Below are 18,190 nucleotides of genomic sequence, written 5' to 3'. Positions count from 1 at the left end.
GTACTATACATATAGTACCCTCCTAAGGGGAGGCTTAACGGCTTCCCCTTTTTTTATTGCAATATGCAAAGCGCATTAATGGGTTTATTTGTAGGCTTTTTCCATTTCGGCTTTGAATTTAAGGAATGTGCCGTCTTTTATACACGCTCTGACTTGTTCCATCATTTTTGTTAAGAAGCGTATATTGTGTATGGAAAGGAGCCTGTGGCTTGTAAGTTCGCCGGCCCTGAACAAATGCGACAAATAAGCCCGGGAATAGTTCTTGCAGACAAAGCAGTCACATTTATCGTCAAGCGGCAAATCCTGCGTGCGATAAACCAAATTTTTTATGTTGACTTTTCCCGCGCTTGTCATCACTTGCCCGTTGCGTGCGACTCTCGTCGGCCAAACGCAGTCAAACATATCGACGCCTTGCTCTATGCAGTCAAGAATTTCCTGCGGAGTGCCAAGGCCCATTAAATAGCGCGGTTTGCCCTCAGGCAGATGCGGAGTGGTATGGCGCAGGGCAAGGTTCATTTCCTCGCGTGTTTCGCCTACGGAAAGCCCGCCTATGCAAAATCCGTGCATGGGCAAAGTCGCCATGTCTTTAGCGGCCTCTTCGCGCAAAGCCGGATAGATCGCGCCCTGTATTATGCCGAAAAGCAAAGAATGCGGCACTGTAAAAGAGCCGTCTTCGTTTTTCTTAATGTCTTGCGGTATCATGGAATGGTATTTCGCCGCGGCGCGTCTTGCCCAGCGTTTGGTTATGGCGAGGGCTTTTTTCGCCTCGGATTCTTTAGCCGTTGCGGGGATAAGAACGTCAAGGCAAGTCCAAATATCCGAGCCTATTTTGCTTTCGGCCTCAATCACGTTTTCCGGCGTAAAAAAATGTTTGCTTCCGTCATGGTGGGATTTAAACCATACGCCTTCTTCGGTAATTTTCCTTAAATGGGAAAGGCTGTGCACTTGAAACCCGCCGGAATCCGTAAGAATGCTGCCGTCCCAGCGCATAAATTTGTGCAGTCCGCCCATTTTTTGCAGCAAATCGGTGCCGGGGCGCAAATATAAATGATAAGTGTTGGAAAGTATGCACTGCGCTTTAACGTGGTGCAAATCCTCTTCCGTCAAAGCTTTTACGCAAGCCTGAGTAGCCACCGGCATGAACACCGGCGTTTGGATAAGGCCGTGTTTGGTGTAAAGGCGCGCAGTCCTGGCTTTGGATTTTTCGTCGCGCGCGTCTATCGTAAAAGGCGATGTTATTTTAATGTCTTTAAGTTCGTTCATAGTATTAACATTGAATCTCCGAAAGAATAAAAACGGTATTTTTCCCGCACGGCCTGGCTGTAGGCTTCATAAATAAAATCTTCGTCCGCAAAACCCGAAACCATGCAAAGCGGCGTGGAATCCGGGAAGTGAAAGTTTGTTATCAGGCAGTCCACCGCTTTAAATTTATAACCTTGATAAATGAATAAATCCGTCCATTTCCCGCCCGGGGAAACTCTGCCGTTTTCATCGGCGAAGCTTTCTATCGTGCGAGTGCTTGTCGTTCCTACGGAAAAAAGTCTGCCCCCGTTTTCTTTGGTTTTGTTTATAAGTTCCGCGGTTTCGGCCGGCATGGTGGCGAATTCCGCGAGCATTTTATGTTCTTCCGGCTCGCCGCGCAACGGCTTGAAAGTTCCCCAGCCGACGTGTAAGGTTACGTAAGCGATGTTAACGCCCATTTGTTTTATTTTTTCCAGCAGTTCGGGCGTAAAATGAAAGCCTGCCGTCGGCGCGGCTATGGAGCCTTCCTGCTTTGCGTAAACGGTTTGATATCTTTGCTTGTCCGTGCTTATTGAAAGCGGCAGGCCGGCGTGCTTGCGGGCCTTTTCTATATAAGGCGGAAGCGGCATTTGGCCGTGTTCCCGGCAATAGGGCAGTATGTCGTCGGTGTTGAATTTTATTACGGCTTCCCCGTTTTCCGTGTTGGAAACCACTTCCCCTTTAAGCCCGTCTTCAAAATTAAGATTGGTTCCGGGTTTGTATTGCCTTAACAGAACCGCCCAGGAATACTTATCCTGCATTTGCCTGACGAGCAGCACTTCCATTTTGCCGCCGGTGTCTTTATGGGCGTAAAGTTTGGCCGGAAAAACTTTTGAATTGTTTATTACTATCGTGTCGCCCGGTCTTAAAAATTCCGGCAAATCGCGGAAGATTTTATGTTGTATGGTTCTGTCCTTGCGGTTAAGAACCATAAAGCGGCTGGAATCCCTTGGATCCGCCGGGTTTTTAGCTATAAGTTCGTCTACGTTGAATTTTTTAAATCTCTCAAAAGCCATAATTAAATCTCTTCTATTTTTGAGGAAGGGTAATATCTCCCTAAAATTTCTTTGTAATTTTTGCCGGCTTCGGCCATGCCTTTGGCTCCGTCTTGGCACATTCCTCCGCCGTGGCCGTAGCCTTTGCCCGTAAAAGTGCGTCCTCTTATCTTGGTAAGAAAGCAGCTTTTCATTTTAGTGGAGCCTACCGCCACTCTGAAAGAGTTGCAGTTTACTTCCGTCTTGCTCTTGCTTGTTTTTATGCGCAGGGTCTTTGCTCTGCCGGAAGATTCTTTCTTTCCGACGGAAACGCTTTTAAACGTGCCGGGTATCTTATTTTGCTTAAGAAATTTGTTTATGTTTTCAAGCGGTATCGTCGCCTGCCAGTGCGCGCTTTTGCTGGCGGAACAGTATCCGCATTTTGCCCCGCTTAAAGGTTTTATGGGGCTTTTTATCCAAGGCATAGGGTCCGTATGGCCGCCGCAGTTGGCGTGATAATAAGTGTAGAACAAATTGCCTTGATTTTTAAGCACTTGCCCTTTTGTTTGATTTACGGCTTTTTGGACATTATCGTATACTTTGGCCCCGCCTTTATACATTTGGCTGCGGACGTCGCTGTACAAATCGAAATCGCCGGTTTTTTTGTCTTCAATGCTTTTTAACGTATAAGTTCTGGCGGCGACGGCTTGGGCTTTTAAAGCTTCAAGCGGCCAGCTTGCGCTCATTTCATATGGCAGTACGCCGAGCAGATAATTTTCCAAGTCGGTCCGTTCTATTATATTTACGCCGGAGGAGGCGGTTTTTATAAGCAGTTTTCCGTTATATTTGCCGCCGTTTAAGGTAAAAGCGTCTTTGGGGGAGCTTAATTCCAAAAGCAAAGCGGAAGTCGATTTTACGCTTCCGGCTTTAACTTCTTTTTTATTCCCGGAAACGGCAAATTTTCCGCCTTTTTTGACTATGTATTTTTTGCCCGTTGCTTTATTTGTTATTTTAAACGGGCCGGAAACTTCCACGTTTACCGACGGTTTGTTTTCCGCAATCAGGATGTTTACTTCCCTGGCGCAGAACCCGGAAAGCGGCGCAAATAGAATAAGTGCGGATAAAAGCAAACGCGGAAGTTTTTTCATTAAAAAAGTCCGTTGGGGTTTTTATGTCCCAAATGAGAATAAGCCTTCGGCGTGGCGACGCGCCCCCTTGGCGTGCGCGTAATGAACCCTGCTTTTATGAGGTAAGGTTCTATCGCGTCGGTAAGAGTGTCCGTTTCCTGGGAAACCGCTATGGCCAGGTTTTCCATGCCTACCGGGCCTCCGCCGAATTTTTCTATCAAAGCGGAAAGTATTTTCTTGTCCACGCTGTCCAAACCTTCTTTATCGATATCCAAAGCGTCCATAGCCATTACGGCGATTTCCTCCGTGATGATACCGTTGCCTTTGACTTGGGCAAAATCTCTTGCGCGCCTTAAAAGACGGTTGGCGATACGCGGCGTTCCGCGCGAACGGCGGGCTATTTCCTTAAGGCCGGGGCGGTCGGCTTCAATATTTAAAAGTTTTGCCGAACGCTGTAAAATATCCGTAATTTCTTTGATTTCGTAAAAACCGAGATTGAAAACTATGCCGAAGCGGTCTCTAAGCGGCCCCGTCAAAAGGCCGGAGCGGGTCGTCGCACCGACTAACGTAAACTTAGGCACCGCCAATTTTAAAGTGGTTGAACCCGCGCCTTTGCCGGTATTAATAAAGAACGTAAAATCTTCCATCGCCGGGTAAAGAGCTTCTTCCACGGCGGGGTTCAGGCGGTGTATTTCGTCTATAAACAAAATATCGCCCTCGTTAAGTTCCGTCGTAAGCATTGCGGCCAAATCTCCGGGCCTGGCAAGCACCGGGCCGGAAGTGGCTTTTATGTTTACACCCATTTCCTTGGCTAAAATATTTGAAAGCGTCGTTTTGCCCAAACCCGGGGGGGAATAAAAAAGGCAGTGGTCCAAAGCTTCGCCGCGGGCTTTTGCGGCGGAAATGAAAATTTCCAAATTTTCTTTAAGTTTGTCCTGCCCCACAAATTCCGCCAAAGTGGCCGGACGCAAGGCGTGTTCTATGGAGGAAGATTTTTCCTCCGCCGTAGCTTGAACGTCTAAATATTCATTATGCGCCGTCATTTGCGAAGCACCCTCAAAGCTGATTTAATGTTAGTTTCCATATCGGCGGAAAGCCCGCCCTCGTTATGCAGTTTTTCTATCGCTCTTCTGGCTTCCGCCGCGCTGTAGCCCAATGCGCTTAAAGCGGCCAGCAGTTCGGACATATAAGGCGTTTCTATGGTTTTTATTTTGCTTTCGCCCTGTACAGTAAAGGAATCCATTTTGCCTTTTAAAGCGTCTATTATTTTCTGCGCCGTTTTGGCGGTAAAGCCGAAAATGCCCGTAAGAATTTTAACGTCCTGCGTAACTATGGCATTATGGAAATCGGGCAGGCTCCTTAAAGCTTTTGTAAGAAATTCCAAAGCTTTCTTGGGCCCGGTGTTGGGGATTGATTCTTTAAAGAGCAAAAACAGGTTCTGCTCTTCTTTGCTTAAGAAACCGTACAGGCTTGTCCCGTCGTAGGGGGAAAGCGACTCGGTTATGTAAAAAGAAGCTTCCCCGCCGTTTTCCAAAGCGTTCAGCGTGGCCGAGGGCATATTTACTTCATAGCCGACTCCGCCCGCCAGCACCACGGCGGAAGTTTCGCGTATGTCAATGATTTCACCTTTAAGGAAAGCTATCATAATTACATTCTACCTTATTTTGTCCGCGCCATACAGCCGTAAAAGTTTTGCTTTTATTTAAAAGCCGAGGGCTTCTTTTTAAGAGCGTTTAACTGTTGTTTTTTTGCGGCTTTTATTTTTTCTAAAAACAGTTGCTGGGCTTTGATTTGTTTTAACATGGGCGCGGATTTTATATGGCACAAAGCTATTGCGGCCGCGTCGGCCACGTCGTCGGGGGATAGAACCTTGGCCAGCTTTAAAGTAAGCTGGACCATTCTCTGCATTTGTTTTTTGTCCGCGCTTCCGCTTCCGCTTATGGTAAGCTTTACGCGTTTTGGGGGATAAGCCGTTATATTAAGCCCGGCCTGATGCAAAGCCAGCATGATTACGCCGCGGGTTTGTATGGTGTGGGACATCGTCAAAGCGCGCTTTAGAAAGAACATTTCCTCCATGGCGGCTTCATCCGGGGCGAAAAGTTCCGTAACTTTTTTTATTTCTTCGTAAATTTCGCAAAGCCTTTGCGGCAAAGGCGTACCGGCCGCGGTGTGTATAAGCCCGCAGGAAACTAAAACGGGACCGGCCGCTCCGTTGTTTTCCACAACGGCCCAGCCGGTCCTGTCCAAACCGGGGTCTATGCCCAAAGTTCTATTTTTCAAGCTGGGCTAAGATATCGTCGGCGATATTATAGTTGGAATAGACGTTTTTGGTATCGTCGTGATCATCCAAAGCTTCAATCATGCGTTCCAGTTTTGAAGCCGTCTCCAAATCCGTAACGGCAACTTCGTTGGAGGGAATCATCGTAATTTCCGCCGAAACAGGCTTAAGGCCTTTTGCTTCAAGCGCGGTTTTTACGGTGTCCAAATCTTCCATGGCGGTAATGATTTCAAAACCGTCTTCTTCCGTTTTGATGTCTTCCGCGCCGGCTTCAAGTGCGATATTCATCAGTTCTTCTTCCGTGGAAGCGTCTTTATCTATAAGAATAAGGCCTTTTTTGGCGAACATATAAGATACGCAGCCCGTGGTGCCGATGCTGCCGCCTCTGTCGGAAAATATTTTTCTGATTTCGGAGAAAGTCCTGTTCTTGTTGTCAGTGGTGCATTCCACTATTACGGCGGCGGAACCCGGGCCGTAGCCTTCATAGGTGATTTCTTCGTAAACGGTGCCGGGCAGCTGGCCGGTGCCTTTCATTATCGCCCTTTTTACGTTTTCCGCGGGCATGTTGGCGGCTTTGGCGTCGTCAACGGCCTTTCTCAAACGGGCATTGCTTGATAAGTCCGCCCCGCCGATTTTGGCGGCGATTGTAATTTCGCGTATGAGCTTGGTGAAAACTTTACCTTTTTTTGCGTCCACCAACGCCTTTTTGTGTTTAATACCTGCCCAGTGTGAATGTCCACCCATAAAAAATACTCCTCTTGCTGAAAAGTTTATACACTAATTCTAGCAAATTTAAGCGGGCAAAATAAATGAAGATAAATTTGCCGCGCTAAATGCTAAAATATCATTGCGCCCCGTTAGCTCAACTGGATAGAGTACCGGTCTTCGGAACCGATGGTGTGGGTTCAAATCCCTCACGGGGCACGGATTTTTATTTTTAACGGGAAACCCTATGAAATCAATTAAAGGCGAGGGCGGCGCAACTTGCCCAAACGGCTGTGAACCTTTCGAGGCCGAATATTGGACGCTTGTCCGCGGCGATAAAGACGCCGAATTAAAAGAAGCTCTGCTGGGCGGGGAACTGAATTTAATTTCCTGCCCGTCCTGCGGGGAATTTTTCTATCACGACAGAGATATAGTTTATTTCGATCCCACAAAAGAACTTTTGGCTTTTGTTTCGCCCAAAGCGGATAAAAAGAATTTTGACGAAATCAAAAAGAAAATGCAGAAAGATTTTGACTTCCTGCGCAAGAACCTTGCGGAAATGAACATAACCTATTCCCCGTTTTATTTGGCCGGCATGGAAGAACTTAAATCCCTTTTGGAATATGACGATTACTCCTCTTGCCAGAGCGAAGTCATCGCCGCGTCCGCCGCACAGCAAGGTTTTAAAATAGTTCCGCTTTCTCCGGCCGAGGCCAGAGTTAAAGGATATCCTTTGTATCTGCCGGTTGCGGGGGATAAATATGACTCCGCTTCGGTAGTAAAAGCGGCCGAAGCTCTTTTGGCGGCCAATTCCTCCCTTACTTTGCTTTCCGCTTTGATAAAGGATTTGAAATCCGGCAAAGAACCGCCCGCCCGTTTATGAAACAAAGCCATAAGCGCATCTTAAAAGAAATCGGCCTTAAAGCCGCGGCGTGCGGCCTAAAAGCTTGGGCCGTAGGCGGCTGCGCCAGGGATTTGCTTATCGGCAAACATACGGAAGATATTGATATTTGCGTGGAGGGGGAAACTTCCCCGTTGATAGAATTTTGCGCCGAAAAATACGGAGCGGAAGTTCTGCGTTTTAATGATTTCGGTACGGCGCGCGTCAATTTGGCTTGCGGGCTTAAACTTGATTTCGTGCGCTGCCGTGCGGAAGTTTACGCCGAGCCCGGCGCTTTGCCCAAAGTGCGCCCCGCCGGCCTTAAGGAAGATTTGTTCCGCCGGGATTTTACCGCCAACGCTTTGGCTTTAAGCCTCATGCCCGGGGAGTTTTTTAGGGAATATGATTTTTTTAACTCCAAAGAGGCCGTACTCGGGGGCTATGTAAAAGTTCTTCATGATAAAAGCTTTTTAGATGATCCTACGCGCCTTTTTCGCGCCGTAAGGTTCGCCGCGCGCTTTGGCTGGGAAATAGAACCCTTTACGGAGGGCCTTATGCGGGATGCCGTCAAAAAAGGATACGTAAATTTTCTTTCCCGCCAGCGTATTGTGCATGAATTTATAAAAATCCTCGGCGAAAGCCGCCCTTACCAAGCCTTAAAATACGCCGCGGAATATAAGCTTGCGGATTTTATTTTTAAAGGCCTTAAGTTTAACGCAAAAATCAACAAACTGAAAACTGTTGAAGAAAGACTTGCCTATTTGGCCCTTTTGCAAGGATCGTGCGGGGCGGAGTTTGCGGAAAGCCTTCTGCTGCCAAAAAAAATTACGGCTTTGTCTTTGGAAGTTCTAAAATGGCGCAAAAGCAAGGCCGCGCCGTTTAAGGCTTTAAGCAAAGAAGCTTTGCGCGTAATCAAACTTTATAAACCCGGCATTGAAAGTTTTAGGCTGAAACCGCTTTTTCTTTGTGCGGAAGATTTAAGCGTACTGGGATACTCTGGGCCCGCTTTGGGGGCCGAACTGAAAGCTTTGGCCAAGGCTCAGTACTCCGGCAAAGTAAGAAGCCGGCGCGGGGCTTTTTCCTATATAAAAAAGGCGGGCTTTTAGGCCTGCCTTTTAAATTGGCAGCGGCTTTCGTCCGCCCCTACGGCTGGCCCCCGCCGCCGTTTTACGGTTGTATACGCTTTTTATTTTCCGCTTTTATTTAAAATATACAACCGTTACCCCCCACATGTTATTCGCTTGCCTTACCCCCTTTTCGGCTTTGTGCCGACCGCTTTTCAGGCAAACGCTACACGTTTAGACTAGCCCCTCAAAGATATTTTGTCAAGGCCTATGTCAAGGCCCAGATTTTTAAAGAAAGGAGTTCATTTTCGGCTTATGTGCGGCGTATAAAATTCATTAATAGGAAACGGGTGCGCGCGCGAATAAAGATGATATTGCCTTTAAAATTAGTAAAATGATTTTATATGGACTTTATTTTGTTTTTACCTATATTGATATTTTCGGTAATAGCGCATGAGTTCGCCCACGGCTATGCGGCATTTCGCTGCGGGGACGATACTGCCTATTTGCTGGGGCGGCTTAATTTCAACCCTTTAAAACACATTGATTTGATGGGTACCGTCATAGTGCCGCTTGTACTTTTTATGCTTAATGCGCCTTTGTTCGGCTGGGCCAAACCCGTGCCGGTAAATTATTACCGTTTGCGCGGCGGAAGGAAGGATATCGCTTATGTTTCCTTCGCGGGCCCGCTGACAAATATTTTACTAATGCTGGCCGCCGTTTTGATTTTTAAGTTTACTATTACTTTTGCGCCGGGTTCTTTAATCGCGTTGAAACTGCTTTTCTATACGATTATGATAAATCTGGTTTTGGCGGTTGTCAATTTGGTGCCCGTGCCGCCTTTGGACGGCAGTAAAATTTTGGCGTATTTTCTGCCGCAGCAGGCCGCGGCCAAATATTTAAGCCTGGAACGCTACGGTTTTTTGATACTTATGGTTTTAGTGGTTACGGGCATATTCGGCAGGATTATAACCCCTGCTTTTAATTTTATTTTTAGTTTGATAATTAATTTTATCGGAGTGCCTTATGGAGCATATTAAAAACGACATAGTAGTATCCGGCATGAGGCCGACCGGCAGATTGCATCTTGGCAATTACTTCGGTGCTTTAAGAAATTTCGTGGAGCTGCAAAACAAATATAAATGTTATTTTTTTGTGGCCGATTTGCACGCTTTGACTACGGCGGCGGAAAATACTGAAAATTTAGCTTCCAACAGCAAGCAAATGGTGATAGACTGGCTGGCCGCCGGGCTTGATCCGGAAAAATGCTCTATTTTCGTGCAGTCGCACGTGCCCGAAATAAGCGAACTTACCACGCTTTTGGGAATGATAACTCCGCTTGGATGGCTTTTAAGAAACCCGACTTACAAGGAACAGCTTAACGAGCTTTTCCGCAAAAAATACGCCGGGCAGGAAGATAAAATCGCCGCGGAGAAAATGGCCATGCTGACGGAAGCGGAACTTTCGGAGATGTCCTCTTTCGGCTTTTTGGGATACCCCGTGCTTATGGCGACGGATATCCTTATACACAAAGCCGCTTATGTGCCGGTGGGGCAGGATCAGACCGCGCATATGGAAATCGCCCGCGACATCGCCCGCAGATTTAACGATATTTACGATACTGACGCTCTTATAGAGCCAAAGCCGCTTTTTACTTCGGTGCCTAAAGTGCCGGGTTTGGACGGCAGGAAAATGTCCAAATCATACGGCAACACCATTGAACTCGGCGAAGAGCCGCAAGCCGTACGCAAAAAAGTAATGTCAATGTTTACGGACCCGAACAAACAAAAAGCAAACGACCCGGCAAACCCGGACGGCTGCACGGTTTTCGCTTTCCATAAAATTTACAATCCTGATTTTGAAAAGCGCGCCGAAGAATGCCGCGCCGGCGCATTGGGCTGCGTCGCCTGCAAAAAACATTTGTTTGAACTTATGGAAAAGGAAATAACGGAGTTCAACCAAAGAAGAAATTTCTACGCCAAAGACGAAGCCTTGCTGGAAAAAATCCTTAAACGCGGGGCGGAAGCGGCGCGCGAAAGCGCTTCAAAAACTTTGGCGGAAGTCAAAAAAGTGATGAAAGTGTTATGATAAATGACGGCATCAGGGTGCGTTTGGATGTTTTTGAAGGCCCGATGGATCTTCTGTTGCATCTGATAAAAAAAGACAATCTGGATATTTACGATATAAACATATCGGAAATTACCGCCCAGTATCTTGAGTACCTTGACGTCATGAAGCAGCTTAATTTGGAACTTGCCGGCGAATTTTTGGTAATGGCCAGCACGCTTATGCAGATAAAAGCGCGCCAGCTTTTGCCTTCTCAGGCGGCGACCTCGGAAGAAGACGGCCCCGACCCGGCGAAAGAACTTATAGAAAAAATCGTGGAGTACCAAAAATTTAAGCAGGCTTCTTTGTATTTGCAGGAAAATTTTGAGAAGTACAAAAACAATTTTTACAAAAGCGCGCCCGTGTTTGACAACGGCGAACGCGTCTTAAACGTACAGCTTTTTGACTTGCTTGCCGCCGTACGCCGCGCTTTTGAAAATCTTGAAAGCCGCGAGCACGCCGACTTGCTGAAAGTGGAAGAATTCCCTATAGACAAGAAGATGGACAAAGTGCTTTGGCTTTTAAAAAGGCGGCCGTGGGTATTGGCGGACGAGATCTTCGCCGGAGAAACAAAAAAGCGCGGCGTAATAACCTGTTTTATGGCTGTCTTGGAGCTTTTAAAAATAGGCAAAATTTTGGCGCGTCAAGACGGGGAAGGCTCCGAAATACGGCTCTATCTGAACCCTGAAATGGAAGATCAGGATTATCATAAGCTTCTTGAACGGGAAAACAACAATCCCGAAGAAGCGCGGCGGTGATTATTATGGAAGAAACTAAAAAAGTGCAGGCCCAAAACGCAGCCGAGGAAATTTTAACTAAGGAAGACTATAAAAGAATAGTCGAAAATCTGCTTTTTATAACGGACAGGCCTTTAAGCATAGCCAAACTTTCACAGGTGGCGCAGATAAACAATATCCAGCTTACCAAAGATATAGTAAACTCTTTGGCGCAGGAGTACGCGCAGACGGCGCGCGCCATACAGATTATAGAACTTGGCGGCGGGTTTCAAATGTCCACCAAGCCGGAATACGGACGTTGGGTTCGGGCTTTGTTTAATGAGAAAACCTCCGACAAGCTTTCTTCCGCCGCTTTGGAAACTTTGGCGATTATAGCTTATAAACAGCCCGTTACCAGGGCGGAAATAGAAGCCATAAGGGGCGTTGACGCCGTCGGCCCTTTGGAAAAAATTATGGAACGCGGACTTGTCCGCATAGTCGGGCGCAAGGACGCCCCCGGCAAACCCATGGTCTACGGAACCACCGACGAATTTTTAAGGCTTTTCGGCCTTAACCACATTTCCCAGCTGCCGGAACTGAAAAGTTTTGAGAACAAAGGCCCTAAGGAAATACAAAGCGATTTGCCTTTCGGCCCCAGCCTGCCGGAGATTAAACAAGCCATTTTGCCGCTTGAAGATGACGTGGACGTGTTTACCAGAAATACGCCGGAAGACGTAACGGCGGATCCTTTGCAGACGGAACCCTCCGCCTCGCAGGGGGATGAAGCCGTATCCGTGGCGGCCGTGCCGCCTAAAACCGCGGATAATGCGCCGGTAAAAACGCCCGAGGCCGATGATGACATTATTCCTGCGGAAGGTTTTAAGCAGGAAAACGGCCTTGAAGAAGATATGCTTAAAGAAGGTTTTGACGATTTAAAATAACAGCCGGAATATCGGAAGTGTTTAAAGGAGAGATTTTATGAATATAGTTTTAGCTGCCAGTGAAGCTTTCCCGTTTTGCAAAACGGGCGGTCTAGCGGATGTCGTAGGCGCTCTTACGCAGGATTTTTCCAGAACGAGAGGAACGAAAGTTCTCCTGTTCCTGCCGAGATACAGGAACATTAATAACGCTTCTTCTTTAAGAACCGTACCGGGCGTGTTTTACATTCCCGTAGGCTCGCGTTTGGAGCCGGCCCAAATTTCTTATCTTAAATGGGGCAACGCTTTGGTGTTTTTTGTGGAGTCAAACAAGTATTTCGACAGACCCGAACTTTACTTTACAAAAACGGGCGATTACGCCGATAACGACGAACGTTTTATGTTCTTTTCCCGCGCGGTTTTGGAAGCCTGCAAATTTATAGGTTTCAGGCCAGATATAATCCACGCTCACGATTGGCAGACGGGGCTTTTGCCGGCTTATCTTAAGACTGTTTACAAAACGGACGCTTTTTTTACCCGTACACGCTGTATGTTTACTATACACAATATAGCTTATCAGGGATATTTCCCCAGGGAAAGTTTTGTAAAAGCGGGTTTTTTCGAGCCTGATTTCACCCCCGACAAATTTGAATATTGGGGCGGCATAAGCTATCTTAAAACGGGGATTGTTTTCGCCGATAAAGTGAATACCGTCAGCCCCACCTACGCACAGGAACTTTTAAGGGGGCAAAACAGCTTCGGCCTTGAGGGCGTTTTAAGGAATAAAGGCGCGGACTTTTTGGGGATTATCAACGGTATTGACGGCGAAGTGTGGGATCCGCAAAGCGACACTTTGATACCCATGGGCTATGACGACGAATCTTTAAAAGGCAAGGCTGTGTGCAAAGCGGCTTTGCAGCGCGAGTGCGGTTTGGCGGAAAACCCTTCAATTCCTTTGTGCGCAATGGTAAGCCGTTTGGCCTATCAAAAAGGCGTGGACTTGCTGCCCGACGTTATCCGTGCAATGGAAGGCAAAATGCAATTTGTAATTGAAGGAAAAGGCGACCCGCACGCGGAATATATTTTCGGCGAGCTTGCCGCGCGCTATCCTTCTTCTTTCGCTTTCAGGTGTGTTGTGGACGAAACTTTGGCGCATAAAATTTACGCCGGCGGGGATATGTTCCTTATGCCTTCGCGCTTTGAACCCTGCGGTTTAAGCCAAATGATAGCCATGCGCTACGGTTCTTTGCCGGTGGTTTCAAAAGTAGGCGGCCTTGCCGACACGGTAAAAGGATATGAGGGCGATATGTCGGCCGAGCTTAAAACCGGATTCTTTATAGATAACTTAGACATAAACGGGCTTATCGGGGCTTTAAACACGGCTCTTAGCGTTTACAATAAAAAGAAAGTTTGGAAAGCCATGCTCGCCAACGCCATGGCGGAAGATTTCTCTTGGGAGAATTCTTCAAGGCAGTATATCAAATGTTTTAATGAAATATTGCGGAGGAGATTTTAGATGAAGAAGCTGTCGTTTGCGGTATTTGCTTTGTTGTTTGCGGTATTTTCCTTCGCCGCCGAAAAGAAAAATATTATTTTTGTTGTCGCCGACGGGGGCGGGCCGGCCGCCATGGGGCTTTTGCTTCAATACGCGCGTTATGCGGAAAATTCGCCTTACGCGGACAGAACTTCCAACTTGGAGAAAATATTTTCCGCCTCAGAATTGGGCATAGTTTTAAACGCCACCAAAGAAACGATAGTAACCGATTCCGCCGCGGCGGGAACGCATATGGCAAAAGGCACTCTTACCTATCCCGAATATTTGGGTATGGGCGCGGAAGGGGAGAATGCCGACAGCCTTTTAAAAAAAGCTCAAAAGCTGGGTATGGCCACCGGGCTTATAACGGATGTTTACCTTTCCGACGCCACTCCCTCCGCTTATACCGCTCACGTAAACAGCCGCAGAAATTATGAGGAAATTTCCGCCGCATTGCTTAATTCGGGCGCGGACGTGCTTTTGGGCGGCGGGCTTAATTATTTGATTTCCGACAAAGATTTAAAAGACGAAAAATACGCCGGAATATTTAAAAAAATACCTTACTCCAAATCGCTTTCCCCGGCTTTAAAGAACGGCCTTTTTGAAAAGCTTATAACAAGCGGATATCCTTTGGTTTTCGATAAAAAAGGCTTGCAAAAAGCGAAATCTGATAAACTCTTGGGGCTTTTCGGCGCAAGCGCGATACAGTTTAGCGTAAATCCGGCTCCTTATGCTCCTACCTTAAAAGACATGACGGAAAAAGCTTTGGAAATTTTATCCAAGAACAAAAACGGTTTTTTCCTTATGGTGGAAGCGGGCGCGCTTGACTGGATGCTCCACGATAATGACCAAGGCGCGGCTTTGGCCGAACTTTTAGAACTGGATGAAACTTTGGGCCTTATAAAAGACTGGGCCGATAAAAACCCGGATACGATGGTCGTAATAACGGCCGATCACGATACCGGCGGCTTCGGTTTTCAGTACAGAAAAGTCAAAGGTGACGAACTTGAACTTAAAAAAGAGCAAGGCTATCCCTTATACGATAAAAAAGATTATTCCGTAAAAAGCAACTTGGATATTATCGCCAAACAAACCAAAATGCAGCGTGATATGAAAGCAGAATTTAACGCCTTGGGCGAAAAACGCCAGACCCCCAAAGCGATACAGCAGTATCTTATGGAAAATATGGGGTATGAACTTCCCCTGGATGTGGTTGAAGACAAAGGCGATTTTGAGGACTGTCTGAAAGAAATAAACAAACGCCTAGGCGTAACATGGAGCACCGGCAATCATACCGGCAGCCCTCTTTTTGTAAGCTTTTACGGTGCGGGCGCGCCGAAAAATCCCGGCGTTTTGCATAATACGGAAGTAAACAAAATTATAGAGAGGTTCCTCTATGACGGAAAATAAGCCCTCTTTTACGGGCCAAAGCAGAATAATGTTCTTTTTGCTGGCTTTGGCTTTGCTTTTTCAAGGGGCTTTATTCTTAAGGCTTCAGGCTTATGACGCTTTTAAAATTTTGCTTTCCGATTTTAAAATAGCCGTCGTTTTAAACAACGCCAGTTCTGCGGAAACGGAATCTTTCACCAAAAAACTTAATTCCCTTCCAGGCGTTACGGACGTGCGTTACTTAAACGCGAAAGAAGCTTTGGCCATGCCGGGGGCGTCTTCGGAACAGAACGGTTTTGAAGTTTTTTTGCCTAAGGAAGATTTCCTCCCGGCTTTTTTTGAGCTTCGCGTATCAAAATCGGTTATGATGAATCCTCAGGTTTGGGTAAGAGAAAACTTTTCTAAAATACCGCAGGACGCGCAAGCTTATTATAAGGAAAGCCAGGCCGCGTCTGCCGTTTATTTGGACGGCGTAATTAAATTTGTAAATATAATTTTCGGGCTCGGCGCGTTTTTCTTTTTGGCTTTTTGCTTCTTGGTGGAAGCTTATTATACAAGAATAACGGCTTTGCCGGCGCGCTTTGGCGGTTTGCTCTGCGGCCTTTTAAGTTATGCGGCGGCTTTGGGAACGGTCTTCATTTTGGTTTCCCCGCTTAAAATCGCAGGGAAAAAATCTTTTGAATTTGATTTATGGCCGCAGGCGGCCTGTTTGCTTTTGTGCCTTATGCTGGGGTGGACTTTATCTAAATGGAAAAAGTTTTAGTTTCCTTTTTAATCTTATTTTTTGCGGCGGCGGTTCCTTTGAACTGCGCGTCTAAGGAGGAGCTCGCCTCCATAGAACGCCAAGCCAAGGAAAAGGAAGCCCAGCTTAAAAAATATAAAGCGAGGGAGGCCGCTCTTTCCAAGGAGCTTAAAGCCCTCACTCAAAAACAGAAAAAAACGGAACAGTTGGCCGTAAAAATCAGCAATGACATTGAAGGCATGCAAACAAAAAGCAGCATGATACGCCGTCATAAAGAAGTGGTGAAAAACAATTTGCCGCTTTGGCAGAACGTGATGAAATTGGAATTTTCCAATTACGCGGTGGAAAGGATGCTCGAGGAAAGCTATTATAATTCTTCGGAACTTATCAGGGCTTTGGCTTTGTCTTCCACTTTAAAAACGCACGCCGTTTTTATGCAAAAACTTTCTTTTGAAATAGACAAAACCCAAAAAGAAATTGACGGCTTTAAGGAAAAACATTCCTCTTTGCTCGCCGAACGCGATAAGCTGGAAGAGGAAAAATCGGCTCTTCTCGGCAGTTACGAAAAAAAGAAAGAAGATTTGAAGGAGGCCCACGCTTTATACGAGAAGTCCGTCAAAGATTTGAAAGAGCTTAAAGCTTCCGCCGCGCAGCTTCAAAAAATACTTAAAGCGGCGGAAGCCAAACGCAAAGCCGAGCAGAAAAAAGCCGGCCAAAAACAGACCGGCGCGGCGCTTAATATAAGTAAAAATTCGCTTCCGTGGCCTGTTAGTGGTAAAATAATAAGTAAATTCGGCAAAGAATACCAAGCCCAGCTGAAAACTTGGATCTTCCGCGACGGAATAAAAATATCCGCCGCCAAAGGCGCGCCGATAGTAAGCGTTGCGGAGGGGAAAGTAATCTTTGCGGGGAAATTCCGCTCCTACGGGAATGTGGTTATAGTGGATCACGGCGGAGGTTTCTTTACCATTTACGGATTTTTGAGCGAAATCCGCGCCTCTTTGGACCAGCAAGTTAACAAGGGGCAGATTATAGGCCTTTGCGGTGCGGATACCCAGGGCTCGGCAATGGGAAGCGGCCAGAACGCGCTTTATTTTGAAGTTCGCTCCGGCACTTCCGCGGTTGATCCGGAGCTTTGGCTTGAGAAAAAATAAAAGGATAATTTATGAAAAAGAAAATAAACATATACGTAATTTTTATGATAGCGGCTTTTTTTATGGGCACCATGTTCCCTTTCGCCTATTCCGGCGTGGACACCGGGCTTGACCAGCTTAAAATACTTGTCGACGTAATGGGCAAAATACAGGATAACTTCGTGGAAGAAAAAGACGCCAAAGATTTGGTTGTCGGCGCGCTTTACGGCATGGCTTCCCAGCTGGATGAATTTTCCGAATACATCAGCGTAGAGGATATGAAAGCCATGCGCGAAGAAACAAAAGGCGAATTCGGCGGGGTAGGCATGCGCCTTAATTCTTCCAAACAAGGGGAACTTATCGTCGTTACGCCTTTGCCAGAGAGCCCCGCTTACAAAGCCGGAGTGGAACCCAAAGACAAAGTAATTAAAATAGATGGCAGGCCCGTTTCCGAGATGAAAAGCGACGAAGCCGTCGCGGCTTTAAGGGGGGAAGTCGGCACCAAAGTAAAGGTGGAACTTGAAAGAAAAGACGAAAAAACGGGCAAAACTTCAATCAAAAAAGTAACTTTGAAAAGAACTAAAATCATTCCGGAAGTCGTATTCTCCAAAATGCTGGAAGGCGATATAGGCTATATTTACGTTACCGATTTTTCCGGCCATACCGTTGAAGGTTTTGAAAAGGCGATGCAAACTTTGCAGGATAAAGGCATGAAAGCTTTAATCGTGGACTTGCGTTTTAATCCGGGCGGTTTGCTGGACAGTGCGGTAAATATGAGCAAGCTTTTTATAGGCGACAATAAACTTATAGTTTACACCAAAGGCCGCAAAGAAGAATTTTTTAAGGAATATAAAAGCAATCCCAAGGCCAAATACGCCGATATTCCCATGGCTCTTTTGGTAAACGAAGGTTCGGCCTCCGGCAGTGAAATCGTCGCCGGTGCTTTGCAGGATCATAAACGCGCGGTTTTAATAGGTTCCAGGACTTTCGGCAAAGGCAGCGTGCAGCAGGTTATAAGCCTGCCCGACACTTCCGGCCTTAGGATAACGGTGGCCAAATATTATACGCCTTTGGGGCGCATGATACATAAAAACTTTAAAGCCAAAAACGCCGATGAAACCGGCGGCATTGTGCCGGATATAGTGGTTCCTTTTGAGCCGGCCAAAGCGCGCGCGGCTACTTTTTACACCACCAATTTAATTTATTCTCCTTCCAAGAAAACCGCGGAGCCTGAACAGGCAAAAGCGGCAGACCCGGTTTTGGAAAGAGCAGTAGAACTTTTAAAAGCCAGGGAAGTCCTTGGCAATCTTAACGTGAAAGAGGACGCAAAGGCTAAGTAAGCCG

Annotated in this window: 18 protein-coding genes and 1 tRNA gene; 12 read left to right on the top strand and 7 right to left on the bottom strand. The window is 46.7% G+C overall.

Annotated features, from left to right (window positions below):
* Positions 1–84: 84 nt before the first annotated feature.
* The 7 genes from tgt to ACQY26_RS02800 are packed head-to-tail and all read right to left on the bottom strand — an operon-like array spanning position 85 to position 6,404.
* On the bottom strand, positions 85–1,263 hold the full coding sequence (gene tgt, locus ACQY26_RS02830; protein ID WP_428047573.1) for a tRNA guanosine(34) transglycosylase Tgt: 1,179 nt from the start codon (positions 1,261–1,263) through the stop codon (positions 85–87).
* Complete coding sequence (gene queA / locus ACQY26_RS02825; RefSeq protein WP_428047572.1) at positions 1,260–2,297, bottom strand: tRNA preQ1(34) S-adenosylmethionine ribosyltransferase-isomerase QueA; 1,038 nt, start codon at positions 2,295–2,297, stop codon at positions 1,260–1,262. The genes tgt and queA overlap by 4 nt, the downstream gene beginning before the upstream one ends.
* Before the next feature lie 2 nt (positions 2,298–2,299).
* Positions 2,300–3,403: a SpoIID/LytB domain-containing protein gene (locus ACQY26_RS02820; RefSeq protein WP_428047571.1), complete on the bottom strand. Its 1,104-nt coding sequence runs from the start codon at positions 3,401–3,403 to the stop codon at positions 2,300–2,302.
* On the bottom strand, positions 3,403–4,425 hold the full coding sequence (ruvB, locus tag ACQY26_RS02815) for a Holliday junction branch migration DNA helicase RuvB (protein ID WP_428047570.1): 1,023 nt from the start codon (positions 4,423–4,425) through the stop codon (positions 3,403–3,405). Before ruvB ends, ACQY26_RS02820 begins: the two co-directional genes overlap by 1 nt.
* Positions 4,422–5,027 carry a Holliday junction branch migration protein RuvA gene (ruvA, locus tag ACQY26_RS02810; RefSeq protein WP_428047568.1) on the bottom strand — a complete coding sequence of 202 codons (606 nt, stop codon included), beginning with the start codon at positions 5,025–5,027 and terminating at the stop codon, positions 4,422–4,424. Before ruvA ends, ruvB begins: the two co-directional genes overlap by 4 nt.
* Before the next feature lie 53 nt (positions 5,028–5,080).
* On the bottom strand, positions 5,081–5,662 hold the full coding sequence (gene ruvC, locus ACQY26_RS02805) for a crossover junction endodeoxyribonuclease RuvC (protein WP_428047567.1): 582 nt from the start codon (positions 5,660–5,662) through the stop codon (positions 5,081–5,083).
* Positions 5,652–6,404 carry a YebC/PmpR family DNA-binding transcriptional regulator gene (locus tag ACQY26_RS02800; RefSeq protein WP_428047566.1) on the bottom strand — a complete coding sequence of 251 codons (753 nt, stop codon included), beginning with the start codon at positions 6,402–6,404 and terminating at the stop codon, positions 5,652–5,654. The genes ruvC and ACQY26_RS02800 overlap by 11 nt, the downstream gene beginning before the upstream one ends.
* A 107-nt stretch (positions 6,405–6,511) precedes the next feature.
* On the opposite strand from ACQY26_RS02800, the gene ACQY26_RS02795 reads away from it, so the two are divergent.
* The 12 genes from ACQY26_RS02795 to ACQY26_RS02740 all read left to right on the top strand — a co-directional run bounded on the left by ACQY26_RS02795 (position 6,512) and on the right by ACQY26_RS02740 (position 18,186).
* Positions 6,512–6,584: transfer RNA gene (locus ACQY26_RS02795), tRNA-Arg, on the top strand.
* Between the two features lie 28 nt (positions 6,585–6,612).
* Positions 6,613–7,248, top strand: a complete 636-nt coding sequence (locus ACQY26_RS02790; protein ID WP_428047565.1) for a CpXC domain-containing protein — start codon at positions 6,613–6,615, stop codon at positions 7,246–7,248.
* Complete coding sequence (locus tag ACQY26_RS02785; protein WP_428047564.1) at positions 7,245–8,351, top strand: hypothetical protein; 1,107 nt, start codon at positions 7,245–7,247, stop codon at positions 8,349–8,351. Before ACQY26_RS02790 ends, ACQY26_RS02785 begins: the two co-directional genes overlap by 4 nt.
* 362 nt (positions 8,352–8,713) lie before the next feature.
* Complete coding sequence (locus ACQY26_RS02780) at positions 8,714–9,349, top strand: site-2 protease family protein (RefSeq protein ID WP_428047563.1); 636 nt, start codon at positions 8,714–8,716, stop codon at positions 9,347–9,349.
* The gene (gene trpS / locus ACQY26_RS02775; RefSeq protein WP_428047562.1) at positions 9,336–10,397 is read left to right on the top strand and encodes a tryptophan--tRNA ligase; all 1,062 of its coding nucleotides are present in this window, start codon (positions 9,336–9,338) and stop codon (positions 10,395–10,397) included. The genes ACQY26_RS02780 and trpS overlap by 14 nt, the downstream gene beginning before the upstream one ends.
* Positions 10,394–11,173: a segregation and condensation protein A gene (locus ACQY26_RS02770; protein ID WP_428047561.1), complete on the top strand. Its 780-nt coding sequence runs from the start codon at positions 10,394–10,396 to the stop codon at positions 11,171–11,173. The genes trpS and ACQY26_RS02770 overlap by 4 nt, the downstream gene beginning before the upstream one ends.
* Positions 11,174–11,178: 5 nt before the next feature.
* The gene (gene scpB / locus ACQY26_RS02765; RefSeq protein WP_428047559.1) at positions 11,179–12,072 is read left to right on the top strand and encodes an SMC-Scp complex subunit ScpB; all 894 of its coding nucleotides are present in this window, start codon (positions 11,179–11,181) and stop codon (positions 12,070–12,072) included.
* A 37-nt stretch (positions 12,073–12,109) separates the two neighbouring features.
* The gene (locus ACQY26_RS02760; protein WP_428047558.1) at positions 12,110–13,564 is read left to right on the top strand and encodes a glycogen synthase; all 1,455 of its coding nucleotides are present in this window, start codon (positions 12,110–12,112) and stop codon (positions 13,562–13,564) included.
* Positions 13,565–14,992: an alkaline phosphatase gene (locus ACQY26_RS02755; RefSeq protein ID WP_428047557.1), complete on the top strand. Its 1,428-nt coding sequence runs from the start codon at positions 13,565–13,567 to the stop codon at positions 14,990–14,992.
* On the top strand, positions 14,979–15,734 hold the full coding sequence (locus ACQY26_RS02750) for a permease-like cell division protein FtsX (protein ID WP_428047556.1): 756 nt from the start codon (positions 14,979–14,981) through the stop codon (positions 15,732–15,734). The genes ACQY26_RS02755 and ACQY26_RS02750 overlap by 14 nt, the downstream gene beginning before the upstream one ends.
* A complete protein-coding gene (locus tag ACQY26_RS02745; RefSeq protein WP_428047555.1) occupies positions 15,719–16,867 on the top strand; it encodes a murein hydrolase activator EnvC family protein in 1,149 nt (382 codons plus the stop codon). The genes ACQY26_RS02750 and ACQY26_RS02745 overlap by 16 nt, the downstream gene beginning before the upstream one ends.
* A gap of 11 nt (positions 16,868–16,878) precedes the next feature.
* Complete coding sequence (locus ACQY26_RS02740; RefSeq protein ID WP_428047554.1) at positions 16,879–18,186, top strand: S41 family peptidase; 1,308 nt, start codon at positions 16,879–16,881, stop codon at positions 18,184–18,186.
* Positions 18,187–18,190: the final 4 nt, after the last annotated feature.

Origin of the sequence: Candidatus Proelusimicrobium excrementi, assembly GCF_937881865.1 — a bacterium.
Lineage (GTDB): Bacteria > Elusimicrobiota > Elusimicrobia > Elusimicrobiales > Elusimicrobiaceae > Proelusimicrobium > Proelusimicrobium excrementi.
The sequence above is the reverse complement of the archived record's forward strand: the minus strand, read 5'-3'. Positions and strand labels throughout refer to the sequence as shown.

Excerpts from the sequence above, each read along its gene's own strand:
- tgt (WP_428047573.1), bottom strand. The coding sequence starts at position 1,263 with ATGAACGAACTTAAAGACATTAAAATAACATCGCCTTTTACGATAGAC.
- queA (WP_428047572.1), bottom strand. The coding sequence starts at position 2,297 with ATGGCTTTTGAGAGATTTAAAAAATTCAACGTAGACGAACTTATAGCT.
- ACQY26_RS02820 (WP_428047571.1), bottom strand. The coding sequence starts at position 3,403 with ATGAAAAAACTTCCGCGTTTGCTTTTATCCGCACTTATTCTATTTGCG.
- ruvB (WP_428047570.1), bottom strand. The coding sequence starts at position 4,425 with ATGACGGCGCATAATGAATATTTAGACGTTCAAGCTACGGCGGAGGAA.
- ruvA (WP_428047568.1), bottom strand. The coding sequence starts at position 5,027 with ATGATAGCTTTCCTTAAAGGTGAAATCATTGACATACGCGAAACTTCC.
- ACQY26_RS02800 (WP_428047566.1), bottom strand. The coding sequence starts at position 6,404 with ATGGGTGGACATTCACACTGGGCAGGTATTAAACACAAAAAGGCGTTG.
- ACQY26_RS02790 (WP_428047565.1), top strand. The coding sequence starts at position 6,613 with ATGAAATCAATTAAAGGCGAGGGCGGCGCAACTTGCCCAAACGGCTGT.
- ACQY26_RS02785 (WP_428047564.1), top strand. The coding sequence starts at position 7,245 with ATGAAACAAAGCCATAAGCGCATCTTAAAAGAAATCGGCCTTAAAGCC.
- ACQY26_RS02780 (WP_428047563.1), top strand. The coding sequence starts at position 8,714 with ATGGACTTTATTTTGTTTTTACCTATATTGATATTTTCGGTAATAGCG.
- trpS (WP_428047562.1), top strand. The coding sequence starts at position 9,336 with ATGGAGCATATTAAAAACGACATAGTAGTATCCGGCATGAGGCCGACC.
- ACQY26_RS02770 (WP_428047561.1), top strand. The coding sequence starts at position 10,394 with ATGATAAATGACGGCATCAGGGTGCGTTTGGATGTTTTTGAAGGCCCG.
- scpB (WP_428047559.1), top strand. The coding sequence starts at position 11,179 with ATGGAAGAAACTAAAAAAGTGCAGGCCCAAAACGCAGCCGAGGAAATT.
- ACQY26_RS02760 (WP_428047558.1), top strand. The coding sequence starts at position 12,110 with ATGAATATAGTTTTAGCTGCCAGTGAAGCTTTCCCGTTTTGCAAAACG.
- ACQY26_RS02755 (WP_428047557.1), top strand. The coding sequence starts at position 13,565 with ATGAAGAAGCTGTCGTTTGCGGTATTTGCTTTGTTGTTTGCGGTATTT.
- ACQY26_RS02750 (WP_428047556.1), top strand. The coding sequence starts at position 14,979 with ATGACGGAAAATAAGCCCTCTTTTACGGGCCAAAGCAGAATAATGTTC.
- ACQY26_RS02745 (WP_428047555.1), top strand. The coding sequence starts at position 15,719 with ATGGAAAAAGTTTTAGTTTCCTTTTTAATCTTATTTTTTGCGGCGGCG.
- ACQY26_RS02740 (WP_428047554.1), top strand. The coding sequence starts at position 16,879 with ATGAAAAAGAAAATAAACATATACGTAATTTTTATGATAGCGGCTTTT.